Below are 16,053 nucleotides of genomic sequence, written 5' to 3' on the forward strand. Positions count from 1 at the left end.
CAGCCCACCAGTCCGGCCCGGATCCGTCTAAAGTGCGCCGCCATGGCTAACCCGATCGACGTCGATCCCAACCGTCAGAGAGAAACCCCCGCCCAGCGAGACACCCCTCAGCAAGACGTCCCCGCCGCTTTTTTCCGCGGAAGCCCGGCGCCGGACGCCCGCACCGGCATGCACCCGGTGGCGCTCCGCCGCGCCTTCGCTGACCACCTCCACTACTCGCGCGCCCGGGAATCCCTCTCCGCCACGCCGTTCGACCGGTACGTCGCCCTCGCCCTCTCGGTGCGCGATCGCCTCGTCGACCGGTGGACCAAGACCCAGCACACCTACTACGAGAAGGACGTCAAGCGCGGGTACTACCTCTCCGCAGAGTTCCTCCTCGGCCGAGCGCTCGTCGCCAACCTGCAGGCGCTCGACATCTACGACAGCTACAAGACCGTCCTCGGCGAGCTCGGCCTCAGCCTCGACGAGCTCGCCGAGCAGGAGCCCGACGCCGGGCTCGGCAACGGCGGCCTCGGGCGGCTCGCCGCCTGCTTCCTCGACTCCATGGCCACCATCGGCCTGCCCACCTACGGGTACGGCATCCGGTACGAGTTCGGCATCTTCGAGCAGGTCATCCGCGACGGCTACCAGGTCGAGCGCGCCGACGAGTGGCTCCGCTTCGGCAACCCCTGGGAGGTCGAGCGCCCCGAGCACGCCGTCCCGGTCTCGTTCGGCGGCTACACCGAGCGCGTCCCCGACAAGCGCGGCGGCTTCCGCGTGATCTGGCGCCCCTCCGAGCAGGTCATCGGCGTCCCCTTCGACACGCCCATCGCGGGCTACAAGTCGAACACCGTGAACACCCTCCGGCTGTGGTCCGCCCGCGCGGGCGAGGAGTTCGACTTCGAGCTCTTCAACGCCGGCGACTACGTGCACGCCGTCCACGAGAAGAACCAGTCGGAGGTCATCTCCAAGGTCCTCTACCCGAACGACAACTTCGACAAGGGCAAGGAGCTGCGCCTGCGGCAGGAGTACTTCTTCGTCGCCTGCTCCATCGCCGACATCGTGAACCGCTACAACCGGGTCCACCCGGACTTCTCGCGCTTCGCCGAGAAGAACGCGATCCAGCTGAACGACACGCACCCCGCCATCGCGATCGCCGAGCTGATGCGCGTCCTCGTCGACGACCACCTCCTCGCCTGGGAGGACGCGTGGAAGCAGACGACCGCGTCCTTCGGGTACACGAACCACACGCTCCTGCCCGAGGCGCTCGAGCGCTGGCCCGTCGCGCTCTTCGAGCGGCTCCTGCCGCGGCACCTCGAGATCATCTACGAGATCAACCGGCGGTTCTTGCGCGAGGTCATGGACGCCCACCCGCAGGACCACGACCGCGTGGCGAGGATGTCGCTCGTCGAGGAGGGGCACGAGCGCCACGTGCGCATGGCCCACCTCGCGGTCGTCGGCTCGCACTCGGTGAACGGCGTGGCCAAGCTCCACTCCGAGCTCGTCAAGCGCGACCTGCTCCGCGACTTCTACGACCTCTGGCCCGAGCGGTTCAACAACAAGACCAACGGCGTCACGTTCCGGCGGTGGCTGCTCGCCTGCAACCCCGCGCTCGCCGCGCTCGTCACCGAGAAGGTCGGCCCGCGCTGGGTGACCGAGTTCGAGCGGCTGCGCGAGCTCGAGGGCCACCTCGGCGATCCCGAGTTCATCGAGCGGATCGCCCGGGTGAAGCGCGAGAACAAGGAGGCGCTCGCGAAGATCATCGGCCATGAGCTCGACATCCACGTCGACCCCGCCTCGCTCTTCGACGTCCAGATCAAGCGCCTCCACGAGTACAAGCGCCAGCTGCTCAACGCGCTCCACATCGTCGCGCTCTACCTGCGCCAGAAGCGCGGCGAGCAGGTGACGCCGCGGACCTTCATCTTCGGCGCCAAGGCGGCCCCCGGCTACCGGCAGGCGAAGCTCATCATCAAGTTCATCCACGCCGTCGCCTACGTCGTGAACGGCGACCGGCGTCACACCGGGCTGCGGGTCGTGTTCATGCCGAACTACCGCGTCTCGCTGGCCGAGCACATCATCCCGGCCGCCGACGTCTCCGAGCAGATCTCGACCGCGGGCATGGAGGCGTCGGGCACCGGCAACATGAAGCTCGCGCTGAACGGCGCGCTCACCGTCGGCACGCTCGACGGCGCCAACATCGAGATCCGCGACGCGGTGGGGCCGGAGAATTTCTTCCTGTTCGGCCTGACCGCCGACGAGGTGATCGCCCGCCGCCACGCGCACTTCGAGGGGCGCGACGCCGTCGCGGCCGACCCGGAGCTCCGCGAGGTGATCGACCTCATCTCGTCCGGCTTCTTCTCCCCGGAGTACCGGGAGCTCTTCCAGCCCCTGCTCGACCGGCTGCTCGGCCGGGACGAGTACATGATGCTCGCCGACTTCAAGGCCTACTCCGCCTGCCAGCGCGAGGTGGACGCGGCCTACAACGACCGGAAGAGCTGGCTGCGCAAGTCCACGCTCAACATCGCCCGCGTGGGCGAGTTCTCCTCCGACCGCACGGTGCGCGAGTACGCGCGCGACATCTGGGGCCTCACGCCCGTCGACGTCGACCTCGGCACCACCCCGTCGCTGCTGTGACCGCATGACCCCGCCGTCCCCTGGCGCGCGCCCGCGCGCCAGGGGACGGCGCCCCTGCCGGGCGGCCCCGGCGGCGCCTCCGGGCGGACCCGACAAGCCTTCAACGCGGCCCCTGAGCGGCCTCTGACCAGAACGCCACGGCGGACGGAAAATCCAGGGCCGCGCGTGGCGGAACACGTTCCGGCGGAGCATGCTTCCCGGAGCGGGAGCCTCCTTTGTCGGCCGCTCGCGGAGGCGGGGGGCTTGCTATCCTTCCCGACGGATTTATGCCGAACGATCCTGAGGAAAGAGAAGACAAGCAGGGCGACCTCGCGACGGAGCGGGAACGGAAGGTCGAGAAGGCCCGCCGCTACAAGGTCGTGTTCCACAACGACGACTACACGACGATGGAGTTCGTCGTGCTTGTCTTGATGAAGTTCTTCCACCGCACCGAGACGGAGGCCACGCACATCATGCTGAGCGTGCACCACCGCGGCCACGGGATCGCGGGCGTGTACACAAAGGATGTCGCGGAGACCAAGGTCGCCCAAGTCCAGGACTTCGCCAAGGAGCACGGAATGCCCCTTCGGTTGACCGCCGAGCCGGAATGACCATGCGCATCAGCCCCGAAGTTGAGATCGCCTTTTCGCTCGCCACCCGGGAGGCCTCGCGCCGCCGGCACGAGTTCGTGACCATCGAGCACCTGCTCTACGCGCTGCTCTTCGACGAGGAGACGGCCGAGGTGCTCCGGCACGCGGGGGGCGACACCCCGCTGCTCAAGAAGAAGCTGGAGCGCTTCCTCGACGAGGAGATCGAGGCGCTGCCGGACGACGCGGACACGAGCCCGACGCTCTCGCTCGGGTTCCAGCGCGTCGTCGGCCGCGCCGCGATGCACGTGCAGTCCTCGGGCAAGAAGGAGCTCAAGGGGGCGAACGTGCTCGTCGCGATGTTCGCCGAGCGCGACTGCCAGGCCGTGACCCTCCTCGGCGAGCAGGGCATCAGCCGCTTCGACGTCGTGAACTACATCGCGCACGGCATCTCGAAGACCGGCCAGGACGACAGCCTCCGCGAGGAGGCGTCGGAGGAGAGCGGCGAGCCCGGCAACGGGCAGTCGATCAAGGACCCGCTCGCCGCGTTCACGATGAACCTCAACAAGGAGGCGGCCGAGGGGCGCATCGATCCGCTGGTCGGCCGCGAGAACGAGGTCTCCCGCACGATCCAGGTGCTCGCGCGGCGGCGCAAGAACAACCCCCTCCTCATCGGCGACGCCGGCGTCGGCAAGACGGCGATCGTGGAGGGGCTCGCGCAGCGGATCGAGAAGAAGGAGGTGCCCGCGCCGCTCAAGGACGCGACCGTCTACGCGCTCGACATGGGCGCCCTCCTCGCCGGCACGAAGTACCGCGGCGACTTCGAGAACCGCCTCAAGGCGGTGCTGCGCGCGCTGGAGAAGCAGCCGGGCTCGGTCCTGTTCATCGACGAGATCCACACGATCATCGGCGCGGGCGCCGCGAGCGGCGGGACGATGGACGCCTCGAACCTGCTCAAGCCCGCGCTGACGTCGGGCCGCCTGCGCTGCATCGGCGCGACCACGTTCCAGGAGTACCGCGGCCACCTCGAGCGCGACAGCGCGCTCGCGCGGCGCTTCCAGCGCATCGAGGTGCCCGAGCCCTCGGTCGACGACACGACGCAGATCCTGAAGGGCCTCCAGAAGCGCTACGAGGAGTTCCACAAGGTCACGTACACGCCCGACGCGATCGAGGCCGCGGCCAAGCTGTCGGCGCGCTACCTCCAGGATCGCCGGCTGCCCGACAAGGCGATCGATCTGCTCGACGAGGCGGGCGCCGCGGCGCGCCTGCGCCACGGCGACGGGTACACGGTGGAGACCGCGGACATCGAGCTCGTCATCGCGAAGATGGCGCAGATCCCGCCGCGCCAGGTGTCGACCTCGGACAAGGCGCAGCTCAAGGATCTCGAGGGGTCGCTGCGCTCGGTGATCTTCGGCCAGGACGAGGCGGTGAAGCAGCTCGCGTCCGCGATCAAGCTGTCGCGCGCGGGGCTGCGCGCGCCGGAGAAGCCGATCGGCTCGTTCCTGTTCTCGGGCCCGACCGGCGTCGGCAAGACCGAGCTCGCGAAGCAGCTCGCCAAGGCGCTCGGCATCGGCTTCCTGCGCTTCGACATGAGCGAGTACCAGGAGCGCCACACCGTCTCCCGGCTCATCGGCGCGCCGCCCGGCTACGTCGGGTTCGATCGCGGCGGCCTGCTGACGGAGGCGGCGGCGAAGACGCCGCACGCGGTGCTCCTGCTCGACGAGATCGAGAAGGCGCACCCGGACGTGTTCCAGGTCCTGCTCCAGGTGATGGACCACGGCACGCTGACCGACAACAACGGCAAGAAGAGCGACTTCCGCCACATGGCGCTGATCATGACGAGCAACGTGGGCGCGCGGGAGCTGGCACAGTCGCGGGTCGGCTTCGGCGAGCGGGGCACGGCGGGCGACGACGACAAGGCCTACAAGAACACGTTCAGCCCGGAGTTCAGGAACCGGCTGGACGCGCGCATCATGTTCCGGCCGCTCGATCCGTCGGTGATGGGGAGCATCGTCGACAAGTTCATCGGCGAGCTCGCGGCGATGCTCGCGGACAGGTCGGTCACCGTCGAGGTGACCGAGCGGGCGCGGGCCGCGCTGGCGACGCGCGGGTACGATCCGGCGAACGGGGCGCGGCCGCTCGGGCGCGTCATCGAGAACGAGATCAAGCGCCGGCTCGGGGATGAGCTGCTCTTCGGGGCCCTCGAGAACGGGGGGAACGTGACGGTCGACTTCGAGGGGGACGACTTCACGTTCAAGTTCACGGCGGCGAACGGGGGGGACGCCGAGACGCCGAGGGCGAACGCGGCGGCGGTGGAGCCGGAGGCCGTCGGGTAGCTCGGAGGCGACGGAGCCAGCGGGGAGGGGGTGCCCGTGCGCGCGGGCCCCCTCCCCGCTGGCTCTTCCCAGCTGGCGAGGGTCAGTTCAGCGAGTGCGGCATCGCGAGGGTGAAGGGCGCGATCTCGGCGTCGAAGGCGCGGCCGTCAGCGCGGTGCATCTGGTAGGTGCCGCGCATCGTGCCGCGAGGGGTCTCGAGCACACAGCCGCTCGTGTACTCGAAGTGCTCGCCAGGCTTGAGCGAGGGCTGCTGGCCAACCACCCCGGGGCCGCGCACCTCCTCCACCTTCCCGCTGCCGTGCGTGATGATCCAGTGCCGCGTCCTCAGCTGGGCAGGCTCGGTGCCTTCGTTCGCGATCCGCACGGTGTAGGCAAAGACGTAGCGATGCTCCGTCGGGGATGACTGCGTGGGGACGTACACCGTCGAGACGGTAACCCGGATGCCCTGCGTGATGGCTGTCGACACAACCACGCACTGCCACCGCTGCGCCGCGCGCACAAGGGTCCGGCCGCGCGGAGCGCGCCGGGACAGAGGCGGTCGGGCTCCCCGAGCGGCGGCGTTGACAGCCTCCGGCCTCATCCTCAGGTTTCGTCGAACCTGGGGTCAACCAGCCGTGGAGGAACCCGCCGTGGGCGAACAAGACCGTATGGGTGCTCGAGATGCTGCAGGCGAGCGGTTCGTCCCGATCGCGATCCTGCCACCGGCGCACGGCGAGAGGGCGGCGATGGTCGAGAGCAGCGATGCCCCCGGCGGAGAGGGGGAAAACCACGGGCTCGGGCTCACGGCCATCGGGCCCGTCACGCCGGAACGCAAGGTCCGCGAGTGGGCCCTCGTCCTCCAGTCGAGCGAGCTTTGGCACGCGGTGCGTTACACCCAGGCAGGCTGGGTGCTCCTCGTGCGCGACGAGGACTATGCCTTCGCCGCAAGCTCGATCGATCGGTACGAAGCGGAGAACCGCGACTGGCCCCCGCGCCGCCCGCGCGAGCGCCCGCGCCACCCGCCGTCCATGGTCGCGGGCGTCGCGTTCGCCGCGCTCGCCCTCTTCTTCTTCCTCGTCACCGGCCCCGCGAGCGGCGGCGGGCGCCTGTTCCAGCGCGGCGCCTCCGTCGCCGACCTCGTCGTGGGACCCGAGCCGTGGCGCGCCATCACCGCGCTCACGCTGCACGCCGACTCGGCCCACGTGATCGGCAACGTCATCTCCGGGACGATCTTCGCGTCCGCCGTGCAGCGCCGCCTCGGGCCGGGCGGCACCGCGCTCGCCCTCGTCGCCTCGGGCACGCTCGGGAACCTCGCGAACGCGCTCTGGCACCAGAGCCTCGGCCAGCACCACGCCTCGATCGGCGCCTCCACCGCGGTGTTCGGCGCGATCGGGCTGCTCGCCGCCACGCAGCTCATGCTCGACCGCGCGCACGACAAGGACAGCGGCGAGAAGCGCCACCTCCTCCAGCTCGTCGCGCCGCTCGTGGGCGGCCTCGCCCTCCTCGGCGCCCTCGGCGCGAGCCCGCGCGCCGACCTCGGGGCGCACGCCTTCGGCCTGATCAGCGGCGCCGGGATCGGGCTCGTCGCCGGCCTGTCGCTGCGCAACCGGCCCTCGCCGCGCCGCCCCCTCGTCCAGGTCGCGCTGGGCGCGACCGCGGCCGGGCTCGTCCTCGGCGCGTGGCAGCTCGCGCTCCACGCCTGACGCGCGACCTCAGTCGACCGGCCAGATCCCCACCGTGCCGCCCACCCAGGTCAGATCCCGGTTCTGATCGACCCCGAGCATCCTCCCGCGCGATAGCCGCACCAGGTTCAGCACGAGCGAGAGCTCGGGCTCGTCCGGCGCGCGCAGGAACATCATCCGGACCTCGGCCTTCACCCCGGTCCCGTCAGGCATCAGGAGCGCCGGCTCGTACGCGATCTTCTCCTGGAGCAGCCACCTCGAGCGCTCCCCCTCCGGGATGGCCGCGATGTGCTCGGGCGTGACGTCGACCTTCACCCCGGAGCCCGCGAAGGAGAACAGCGGCTTGAGCACGTAGCGCTCGAGATCCGGAGGCACGCCCTCGAGCGCGCTCAGGGTCCGCGCCCGCGGGACCGCCGGATGGTCGAGGTAGGGCAGCGTGTACTTCGACCAGGTCCAGTACCAGTTCGGGTGCGAGCACCACGTGACGTCGAGCGGCTCGTCGTACCGGAACGGGAGCTCGACGCGCTTCGACTCGAGCTCGTCGAACACGACGCGGTTGTACAGCCGGCGGACGGGGACGAGCCGCCCGTTCACGCGGCGGAACAGCCGGTTACTCTCCCGGACGAGCGCCGTCGGGCAGACGGCGTCGACGCCGACGAGGAGCTTCGTCGCCACGAAATCCGGGTAGGTCTTCTGCTGCTCCGGCGCGAGATCGAGCAGCACCACCGACTCCTCGGGCTCGCCCGCGAGGATCGCGCGGCGCAGCTGCGCGACGACGTCGTCGCGGCTCCGGCCCCCGAAGCAGCACGACCAGCGGCGGTCGAGCCCGGGCATCCCGGCGAGCACCTCGGCCATGATCTCGGTCTGCACGAGCATGAGCGCGTACAGCGACGGGAACGCCTGCAGCTCGACCACCTTGCCCTCGAGCTCGCCGTCCGCGCCGCGCACGATCGCGAAGTCCACCTGCGCGCAGTTGGGGAGCGCGTCCATGCCGGGGACGTCGAGGTGCGCCGGGATGGCGCGCTTCATCTGCTCGATGAGCGCCGGGCGCGAGATCTGCTGAACGATCTCCGTCGCGGAGCGCTCGAGGTCCTCGCGCAGCCTGCCCGGCAGGAACAGCGGCGTCTCGGCGACGCGGAACGGGATCGAGCAGCCGAGCCGCCGCTCGAGGCGGCCCAGGATGTCCGCGTAGATCGACGGGCCGAAGGCCGCGTTGAAGGCGCGCCGGAAGGTGGGCTCCATGAATTTTGGTGGTATCACGGCGGCGCGCGCGGCTGCACGACCGACAGCGCCTCCGTCCGGAGCGCTGGAAGCGCCCTCGCAGATCCGATCCGGCTTGAGGCTCCGGGCGCGGCGACTACAGTCGCGGCGAACCCCCGCCGAGGCACCCCACGATGATCAAGCTCCGCTCCGCCATGGTCCTGCCGCTCGTCGCCGCGCTCGCCGCGGCGTGCTCGAAGACCCCCGAGCCGACGGCCACGTCGGCGCCCGAGCCGCCGGCGACAAGCAAGCCCGCGGCCCCCGCCCAGGCGGCGCCCGCCGGCGGCCAGCAGGCGGCCGCGGGCGAGCTCGCCTGGGACGCCCCCGCGAGCTTCGAGAGCGCGCCGAACCCCAACTCGATGCGCAAGGCCACCTACAAGATCAAGCGCGCCGCGGGCGACACCGAGGACGCCGAGCTCAGCATCAGCCAGGCCGGCGGCAGCGTGGACGCGAACATCACGCGCTGGGTCGGCCAGTTCTCCCAGAAGAGCGACGACTCTCCGAAGCGCACCGAGCTCAAGGTCAAGGACATCAAGGTCACGGTCGTCGAGGTCAAAGGGACGTTCGCCGGCTCCGGGATGCCCGGCATGCCCGCCCAGGATCCCAAGTCGAGCTACGCCATGCTCGGCGCCATCGCCGAGATGCCCTCCGGCGATCCGTGGTTCCTCAAGATGACCGGCCCCGAGAAGACGGTCACCGCGGCGCGCGCCGACTTCGACAAGCTCGTGAACAGCCTGCACGTGAAGTGATCCGGCGCGCGCCGCCGCGCGCCGCGCCTCAGTACGCGACCTCCCCCTCGAAGCACCTCGCGAACGCGGGCGGAAGCGCCGCGGCGCCGCCCTCCGCGAGCGGCGGGCGCGCGCTCGAGAGCGTCTGCCAGAGGAGGATCGTCTCCCCCGGGTGCTCCCGGCCGATCTCGCGCAGCGCGGCGAGCGCCTTGGCGCTGTACGTGATCTCCCCCGGCACGCCGATCAGCCGCTCCACCTCGGGGATCGCGGCGATCGACGCGGGGGTCGGCGCGCCGTAGCCGGGGCCGATCGCGCGGTGATCGATCGCGAAGCGGACAGGCGGGAGCCGCCGCCGGGTGAAGCGCGGCGCGCGCCGGGCGAGGAGGCGCTTCATGTTGTGGACCTCGTACCGGACGACGGCGCGGTTCGAGGCGACGCGCTCGGTGATGCGCACGCCCACGATCGTCGTCGGCCAGCCGAGCATCGCCGCGCCGAGCGCGAGCCCCGCCAGCGTCCCGCCCGTCCCCGAGGGGACGACGATGCGATCGGGACGCGGCGCCTCGCCGCGCCGGACCTGCTCGGCGAGCTCGAGCATGGCGTCGACGTAGCCGAGGCACGGGAGCGCGGCCGAGGCGCCGGGCAGGATGAAGTAGGGCCGCTCGGCCCGGCGCAGCGCCCGGATGGCCCGGAGCGCGGTGGTCGCGTACCCGCCGCCGTGGACGAGCTCCGCGCCGCTGGCCGCGTCGGCGAGGAGCGCGCTGCGACCGAACCGGCTGATCGGCTGGTCGAACAGGACCGCGACGACGGCGAAGCCGAGCGCCCGACCGAAGAGGGCCGTGGCCATGACCTGCGTCGACGCGAGCCCGCCGACCGTGACGAGCGTCCGCGCCCCGCGCCGCTCCGCGTCGGCGAGCAAGAACTCGAAGCGCCGCACCTTGTTGCCGCCGTAGAGCGGCGAGATCACGTCGTCGCGCTTGACCCAGACGCCGCCGCGGCCGAGGTAGCCCTCGATCGCAGCGCAGGGGACGACCGGCGTCGGCGCGTGCGCGAGGGGACGCCAGGGGATCCGCCCCGAGAGCTCGGGCAGCTCGGCGAAGAGCGGCAGCTCCCGGGAAGCGGGGAGGGAGCCCCGCGCCGCGCCGGCGGTCGCCGCTGCGCCGGGCGGCGCCCCGACGGCTCCGCCGGGCGCCCCGGCGGCTCGCCCCTCCTCGTCGTCAACCCCCCGCGCCACCCGCGCTCCCTCGCGCTCAGGCGCGCGCCGCCGCGCCGTGCCCCGCCGGGGAGTCGCCCGGACCCGCCTGCTCGCCGGCGTCGCTCGGGTCGTCCGCCGCCGCGGCGCCGAGCCGGCCGCCGCCCACGACCAGCGGATCGCTCAGGTACGTGTCCGTCAGCCGCTTCGGCCCCGCGAGGCCGAGCAGCCGGAGCGGCGAGAGGAGCACCCAGAGCACCCACGACGCGAGGCCGAACGCGAGCTTGCCCGCGTACGCCTCCGCCACGAGCGCGAGCTTGCGGGCGGCCGACATCGACGAGAGCGGCGCGTCGGTCAGGCCGATGCGCGTCAGCCGGAGCTCCGCGATCCGCACCGAGTGACGGACCAGATCGGGCAGGCGCTTCAGCGCCGGGTGGTCCTTCGGCAGGCGCTTCTTCATGAACGCGTCGAGCCGCGACACGCCCCAGAGCGACACGAGCGCGAGGCCGAGCAGCCGCCGCCGGAGCGCGGGCCTGCCCGCGATCGCCTTCCTCGTCTGCTGCTCGCCGAAGTCGACGTGGCGCTCCTCCTGCCGCACGCCGCGCTTCAGGATCGCGACGATCTCCGGCTCGTCCACGGTGTCGATCATCGCGTAGAACGCCTGGAGGACGAGGCCCTCGCCGAGCGCCATCTCGAGGGCGACGTGCTCGGACCAGTCGCCGCCCATGAGGCCGGTCGCGAGGAAGCGCACGCTCCAGGCGGCCTTCTCCGGCGGCGCGCCGAGGATCTCGAGGATGCGGAGGAAGTTGCCGACGTGCTGGAACTCCTCGACGGCCTGGCGCGCGAGGAAGCGCGCGGACTCCAGATCCGGGGCGTTGTAGAGCCAGTGGCCGATCTGGACGCCGGTGATCTCTCCGTAGAGGAACTGCTGGACGGCCCAGACGATCACGTCCTTGTCCTTGACGGGATCGAGCTTGGCGCCCTGGAAATCGAACGCCATCTCTTCGCGGGTCACCAGCATCGTTCGCCTCCGGAGCGGTGAATTTAGCCCAGATCGCGGCCCCGGGCAGGCCCGAGACGCAGCGCTCGGCGTGGTCCTGGGCCGCCGCGCCCGGGCCCTTGCTCGGCTCGCCCGGGCGGAGCCGGCGTCCCCCGTGGTATACGGCCGCGGCGGCGGCATCAGGAACCGCCGACTTGAACCTCAGGAGAAGCACCATGGCGCGCGTCCACAACTTCAACGCCGGCCCTGCCGGGCTCCCCCTTCCCGCCCTCGAGCGCGCTCAGCGCGAGCTCCTCGACTTCGAGGGGACGGGCATGTCGATCATGGAGCACAGCCACCGCGGCAAGGCGTTCGATGCGGTGCACAAAGAGGCGATCTCGCTGCTCCGGCAGCTGCTCGGCCTCTCGGACGACTACCACGTGCTGTTCATGCAGGGCGGCGCGGCGATGCAGTTCGCAGTCGTGCCGATGAACCTCCTGCCGCCCGGCAGGAGCGCCGACTACCTCCTGACCGGCGGCTGGTCCGAGAAGGCCCTGGACGAGGCGAAGCGCGTCGGGACCGTCCGCGTCGCCGCGAGCACCGCCGTCGACAAGCGCTACACCCGCATCCCCCACCAGAGCGAGCTCTCGCTCGATCCGAACGCTGCCTACGTCCACATGACGACGAACAACACGCTGTTCGGGACGCAGTGGCACTGGCTGCCGGAGACGGGCGACGTGCCGCTCGTCGCCGACATGTCGTCCGACATCCTGTGGCGGAAGATGGATATCTCCAGGTTTGCCCTGATCTACGCCGGCGCCCAGAAGAACATCGGGCCGAGCGGGATCACGGTCGTGATCGCCCGGAAGGACCTTGTTGACAGCGGGCGAAAAGACATTCCTGTCATTTTCCGTTATGCCACTTACGCAGCCAACAACTCGCTCTACAACACACCTCCGACATTCGCAATCTACCTCATGCGCAACGTGCTCGCGTATACGCTTGAGATCGGTGGGCTCGAAGAGGTCGAGCGGCGGAATCGCAAGAAGGGTGAGCTGTTGTACGAAACCCTCGACGCACATCCGGAGATTTTCCGGGCTCCGGTCGAGAAGGAGAGCCGTTCGTTCATGAACGTGGTGTTCCGGCTGGCCAGCGAGGAGATGGAAAAACGCTTCGTCGCCGAAGCGGCAAAGGAGGGTATGGTGGGCCTCGCCGGACACAGGTCGACCGGGGGTATCCGGGTTTCGATCTACAACGCAGTCTCTGTGGAGTCGGTGGAGCGCCTCACGGCGTTCATGCGGGACTTCGCCAAGAGGGCATGACGCGCAGCGGGAGCACGACATTCTCGGTATTTCCAGGCTCACCTCGGTTTTCAAAAGCGTCTCTGGTGAGCTTCCCCTCAATTCGTCGCGTCCCAACCTTCAGCCCGCTTGACGTTGTTCCGCCCGGTACAACAGGCCCCCGCGGAAAGGGCCTGTCGGCCTTTCCGCAGCTGGGAGGGAGGCGGTGAACGCCGCTTCCCGATCGGCACCGGGAGGGGATGGCGAACGCTGGATCCCCGACCGATACCGGGAGGGGGCGGACATCGCCGGCCTCGCCCGGACCGGCCGGGGACGGAAAGCGCCGCCCTCGACCGGCTCGCAGGCCCCGTTCGGAGACCTGAATCGAGCGAGCCAACCGTAAGGAGAGGATGATGGCGAGCATGGATGATCGTGGGATGATTTCCAGGAGTGAGGAGGACCAGGAGGAGAAAGGGGCCTCGCCGAGCGAGCCCCCGCCTTCGTCAGCGACGCAGAGGGCAATTGAGCGGCAGCAGCGTGGGTTCGCCGCCATGGATGAGGAGCGTCAGCGCAAGATCGCCAGCAAGGGCGGGAAGGCAGCCCACGAGAAAGGCACGGCCCACGAGTTCACCCGCGACGAGGCCCGCGCCGCCGGCAAGAAGGGCGGCGAGGTCGTCAGCCAGAACCGCAAGCACATGGCCGAGATCGGGCGTCGGGGCGGCGAGCGCGTGAGCCAGGACCGGGCCCATATGGCCGAGATCGGACGCAAGGGGGGCGAGGCCGTGAGCGGCGATCGCCAGCACATGGCCGAGATCGGTCGCCGGGGCGGCGAGTCGCGGGGAGACCAGCCGCGGGAGAATCAGCCGCGCTGACCAGGGGAGGCGAGAGCCCGGTGCCGAGGCGCCGGGCCAGCCCTGCATGCTTGCGCCGTCCACGACCCGGGGCTCCCGGTCGTGGCCGCAAGCTGCGTCTTCAAACGTATCCAGGGATGGCGAGGGCCGCGGTCGCCGCGGCCCTCACCCACGCCGCAGGGGTGTCCTTCGCGTGAAGGACAGCAGACCGGGCGTCAGCTCGGCGCGATCGCGCCCAGCGAGACGTCGCTCGGCGTCTCCTTCGGGCCGGGGATCCACTCCTCGTCAGGCTCTTCCTGCGGGAGCACGACCGGGGCGCCGTCGTAGCGCAGGCGCTTTCCGGGCCAGACGAAGGTGCGGAGCAGGTAGGCGGGGAGCGAGGGCTGGTCGAGGTTCGGGTGGATGAACGGCGCCACGCGCCTCGCGTGCTCGGCCGGCAAGAGGCTCCAGTGGAGGCCGGGCTCCATGTGATGGATGGAGTGGAAGCCGTTGTTGTACGTCCACCAGTTGACCAGCCGGCCGACGAAGTTGCGCGAGTGGTCGTGCTCGCTGTCCTCGTCGCAGCCGTCGTGCTGGAGGTAGTTCATGGTGACGATCCCCCACGCGGCGTACTGGTGCGGGATCAGCACGTAGAGGAGGAACTTCTTCCAGTCGAGCGCGAGGAGGGCGCCCATCGTGCCGAGGAACACCGCCGACTCGAGGAGCATCTGCCGGAACCACGGCGGGTTGCGCCGGTACATCGCCTTGAAGTAGCGCATGTCGGCGGGCAGGATGTCCCGGACCACGCGGCTCATGAAGAGGAGCCCGTTCAGCAGGTTCCACCGATAGCGCACCTTCGTCGTCCGCATCACGTCGCGCCGGGACTGCGTGTACTTGTGGTGGCTGAGGTTATGCCCGGGGACGTAGGCGCTGACCGGGTGCCCGTAGGTGAGCGTGAGCGCGACCTGGAACGCGCGGTTCATCCAGCGCCGCCGGAAGACGGGGCAATGGACCGAGTTGTGGGTCGCGACGGCGCCGAGGAACGAGAACGCGCAGGTCATCGCGAAGAGCGGAATCGCGAGCCCGAGCGCGCGCGGCGCGTAGACCCATTGCACCGCCACGAGGGCGAAATACGTCGCGACGAAGAGGAGCGTCTTGATATCGGCGCGGTACCGGAGCATGGCTGTTCTTCAGGGTGCGATGGGCCGCGCGCCGGACCGACCGGCAGCGCGCCGCGGCGCTGGCCGCTCCGAACGGGCGCGGAGGCCCGTCATCCATCGTCTGGGCACCCTTCGTACCCCATTTCGTCGGTGCTGGAAGCCCCAAGTTGCATCCCGACGGGCGCTTCGCGTCGTCGCGCACGACACCGGTGTTTCACGACGATGTCCCGCGCTCGGTGCGATCACCTCTACGCACCTCGCGCCGGCGATCCCGGGTGTGGAGGTCGCTCCGCGGTGCTCTGCGGAGCGCTCCGCCGCGCTCCGCCGCGCTCCGCCGCGCGTCTGGCGGGCGAGGCTCGCGCTTGACGACCTTGTCGCGAACCGCCAACGTGGCCGCGTGAGCTCATCCCCTCTCGGTTTCGATCCGAACGGTCCTGCGGTTGGCAACGGGATCTACGGGCTGCCACACACGGCCGAGGACGCTCGAGTGGTCCTCATCCCGGTGCCCTGGGAGCCGACGGTGTCCTACCGCCGCGGCGCCGCCAAGGGGCCTTCGGCGATCCTGCGGGCCAGCCGGCAGGTCGACCTCTTCGACCTGCACACGGGCAGGCCGTACGAGCAGGGCATCTCGATGCTCGACGTCGACCCCGACATCGTGCGCTGGAACGCCGAGGCGTGCGCGGCGGCCGAGCCGGTGATCACGGCCCAGGGGGCGGTCGCCGGCGACCGGGACCTCGAGGCGCGCCTCGCGGCGGTCAACGCGCTGTCGCGCCGGCTGAACGAGCGCGTCACCGAGCTCGCCATGCGGTGGATGGAGCGGGGCAAGCTCGTCGGCGTCGTCGGCGGCGACCACTCCGCGCCCTACGGCACGATCGCGGCGCACGCCGAGCGTTACCCCGGAATGGGGATCCTCCACGTCGACGCGCACGCCGACCTGCGCGACGCGTACGAGGGATTCACCGACTCCCACGCTTCGATCATGCACAACGTCGCGACCCGCCACCCGAAGATCTCGCGGATCGTCCAGGTCGGGCTGCGCGACATGAGCGAGGACGAGCTCAGGTTCATCCGCGCGTCGAACGGACGCGTGGTCGCCCACGTCGACGCCGCGATCGCCGATCGGCTCTTCGAGGGGGAGCCGTTCCACCTGATCGCCGACGCGATCGTGGAGGATCTCCCGGACGACGTCTACGTGACCTTCGACATCGACGGGCTCGATCCGACGCTGTGCCCGAGCACAGGCACGCCCGTGCCCGGAGGCCTGTCGTTCCAGCAGGCCGTCGCGTTGATCGGGCGCATCCACAAGAGCGGGCGGCGCATCGTGGGCTTCGACCTGAACGAGGTCGCGCCCAAGGACGACCACGACGACTGGGACGGCAACGTCGGCGCGCGCCTGCTCTACAAGCTGATCGGCTTCACGCTGCTATCCCAAGACAACCGCTAGGCGCGGC

Annotated in this window: 13 protein-coding genes; 8 read left to right on the plus strand and 5 right to left on the minus strand. The window is 70.5% G+C overall.

Features of this window, described 5'->3' with window-relative positions; genetic code table 11:
* Nucleotides 1-42 precede the first annotated feature (42 nt).
* From WMF28_RS21965 to clpA, 3 genes are all read left to right on the plus strand, one after another.
* Nucleotides 43-2,613: a glycogen/starch/alpha-glucan phosphorylase gene (locus WMF28_RS21965; protein ID WP_437595201.1), complete on the plus strand. Its 2,571-nt coding sequence runs from the start codon at nt 43-45 to the stop codon at nt 2,611-2,613.
* 266 nt (nt 2,614-2,879) lie between these two features.
* A complete protein-coding gene (gene clpS, locus WMF28_RS21970) occupies nt 2,880-3,203 on the plus strand; it encodes an ATP-dependent Clp protease adapter ClpS (protein WP_437494666.1) in 324 nt (107 codons plus the stop codon).
* The gene (gene clpA, locus WMF28_RS21975) at nt 3,200-5,515 is read left to right on the plus strand and encodes an ATP-dependent Clp protease ATP-binding subunit ClpA (protein WP_437595202.1); all 2,316 of its coding nucleotides are present in this window, start codon (nt 3,200-3,202) and stop codon (nt 5,513-5,515) included. Before clpS ends, clpA begins: the two co-directional genes overlap by 4 nt.
* An 82-nt stretch (nt 5,516-5,597) precedes the next feature.
* Here the strand turns inward: clpA and apaG are convergent, their stop codons facing one another.
* The gene (apaG, locus tag WMF28_RS21980) at nt 5,598-5,981 is read right to left on the minus strand and encodes a Co2+/Mg2+ efflux protein ApaG (RefSeq protein ID WP_437604294.1); all 384 of its coding nucleotides are present in this window, start codon (nt 5,979-5,981) and stop codon (nt 5,598-5,600) included.
* Between the two features lie 181 nt (nt 5,982-6,162).
* On the opposite strand from apaG, the gene WMF28_RS21985 reads away from it, so the two are divergent.
* On the plus strand, nt 6,163-7,197 hold the full coding sequence (locus WMF28_RS21985; protein WP_437595203.1) for a rhomboid family intramembrane serine protease: 1,035 nt from the start codon (nt 6,163-6,165) through the stop codon (nt 7,195-7,197).
* 9 nt (nt 7,198-7,206) lie between these two features.
* Here the strand turns inward: WMF28_RS21985 and WMF28_RS21990 are convergent, their stop codons facing one another.
* Nucleotides 7,207-8,418 (minus strand): hypothetical protein, encoded by a 1,212-nt coding sequence (locus WMF28_RS21990; protein ID WP_437595204.1) that lies wholly within the window; start codon nt 8,416-8,418, stop codon nt 7,207-7,209.
* A gap of 152 nt (nt 8,419-8,570) precedes the next feature.
* Here WMF28_RS21990 and WMF28_RS21995 point away from each other — a divergent pair, with 152 nt between their 5' ends.
* Nucleotides 8,571-9,185 (plus strand): hypothetical protein, encoded by a 615-nt coding sequence (locus WMF28_RS21995; protein WP_437595205.1) that lies wholly within the window; start codon nt 8,571-8,573, stop codon nt 9,183-9,185.
* A 28-nt stretch (nt 9,186-9,213) separates the two neighbouring features.
* Here the strand turns inward: WMF28_RS21995 and WMF28_RS22000 are convergent, their stop codons facing one another.
* Nucleotides 9,214-10,395 carry a 1-aminocyclopropane-1-carboxylate deaminase/D-cysteine desulfhydrase gene (locus tag WMF28_RS22000; RefSeq protein WP_437595206.1) on the minus strand — a complete coding sequence of 394 codons (1,182 nt, stop codon included), beginning with the start codon at nt 10,393-10,395 and terminating at the stop codon, nt 9,214-9,216.
* A 16-nt stretch (nt 10,396-10,411) separates the two neighbouring features.
* On the minus strand, nt 10,412-11,374 hold the full coding sequence (locus WMF28_RS22005; RefSeq protein WP_437595207.1) for a ferritin-like domain-containing protein: 963 nt from the start codon (nt 11,372-11,374) through the stop codon (nt 10,412-10,414).
* A gap of 194 nt (nt 11,375-11,568) precedes the next feature.
* Between WMF28_RS22005 and serC the strand changes: the two genes are divergently transcribed.
* Nucleotides 11,569-12,654: a 3-phosphoserine/phosphohydroxythreonine transaminase gene (serC, locus tag WMF28_RS22010; protein WP_437595208.1), complete on the plus strand. Its 1,086-nt coding sequence runs from the start codon at nt 11,569-11,571 to the stop codon at nt 12,652-12,654.
* Between the two features lie 509 nt (nt 12,655-13,163).
* On the plus strand, nt 13,164-13,484 hold the full coding sequence (locus WMF28_RS22015) for a KGG domain-containing protein (RefSeq protein WP_020737259.1): 321 nt from the start codon (nt 13,164-13,166) through the stop codon (nt 13,482-13,484).
* Nucleotides 13,485-13,678: 194 nt separating this feature from the next.
* On the opposite strand, the gene WMF28_RS22020 is transcribed toward WMF28_RS22015, so the two are convergent.
* On the minus strand, nt 13,679-14,623 hold the full coding sequence (locus WMF28_RS22020; protein ID WP_437595209.1) for a fatty acid desaturase family protein: 945 nt from the start codon (nt 14,621-14,623) through the stop codon (nt 13,679-13,681).
* 376 nt (nt 14,624-14,999) lie between these two features.
* On the opposite strand from WMF28_RS22020, the gene WMF28_RS22025 reads away from it, so the two are divergent.
* Complete coding sequence (locus WMF28_RS22025; protein WP_437595210.1) at nt 15,000-16,046, plus strand: agmatinase family protein; 1,047 nt, start codon at nt 15,000-15,002, stop codon at nt 16,044-16,046.
* The last annotated feature ends 7 nt before the right edge of the window (nt 16,047-16,053 follow it).

The sequence above is a fragment of the Sorangium sp. So ce590 genome (genome assembly GCF_051521365.1).
GTDB lineage: Bacteria > Myxococcota_A > Polyangia > Polyangiales > Polyangiaceae > Sorangium.

Excerpts from the sequence above, each read along its gene's own strand:
- WMF28_RS21965 (WP_437595201.1), top strand. The coding sequence starts at position 43 with ATGGCTAACCCGATCGACGTCGATCCCAACCGTCAGAGAGAAACCCCC.
- clpS (WP_437494666.1), top strand. The coding sequence starts at position 2,880 with ATGCCGAACGATCCTGAGGAAAGAGAAGACAAGCAGGGCGACCTCGCG.
- clpA (WP_437595202.1), top strand. The coding sequence starts at position 3,200 with ATGACCATGCGCATCAGCCCCGAAGTTGAGATCGCCTTTTCGCTCGCC.
- WMF28_RS21985 (WP_437595203.1), top strand. The coding sequence starts at position 6,163 with ATGGGTGCTCGAGATGCTGCAGGCGAGCGGTTCGTCCCGATCGCGATC.
- WMF28_RS21990 (WP_437595204.1), bottom strand. The coding sequence starts at position 8,418 with ATGGAGCCCACCTTCCGGCGCGCCTTCAACGCGGCCTTCGGCCCGTCG.
- WMF28_RS21995 (WP_437595205.1), top strand. The coding sequence starts at position 8,571 with ATGATCAAGCTCCGCTCCGCCATGGTCCTGCCGCTCGTCGCCGCGCTC.
- WMF28_RS22005 (WP_437595207.1), bottom strand. The coding sequence starts at position 11,374 with ATGCTGGTGACCCGCGAAGAGATGGCGTTCGATTTCCAGGGCGCCAAG.
- serC (WP_437595208.1), top strand. The coding sequence starts at position 11,569 with ATGGCGCGCGTCCACAACTTCAACGCCGGCCCTGCCGGGCTCCCCCTT.
- WMF28_RS22015 (WP_020737259.1), top strand. The coding sequence starts at position 13,164 with ATGGATGAGGAGCGTCAGCGCAAGATCGCCAGCAAGGGCGGGAAGGCA.
- WMF28_RS22020 (WP_437595209.1), bottom strand. The coding sequence starts at position 14,623 with ATGCTCCGGTACCGCGCCGATATCAAGACGCTCCTCTTCGTCGCGACG.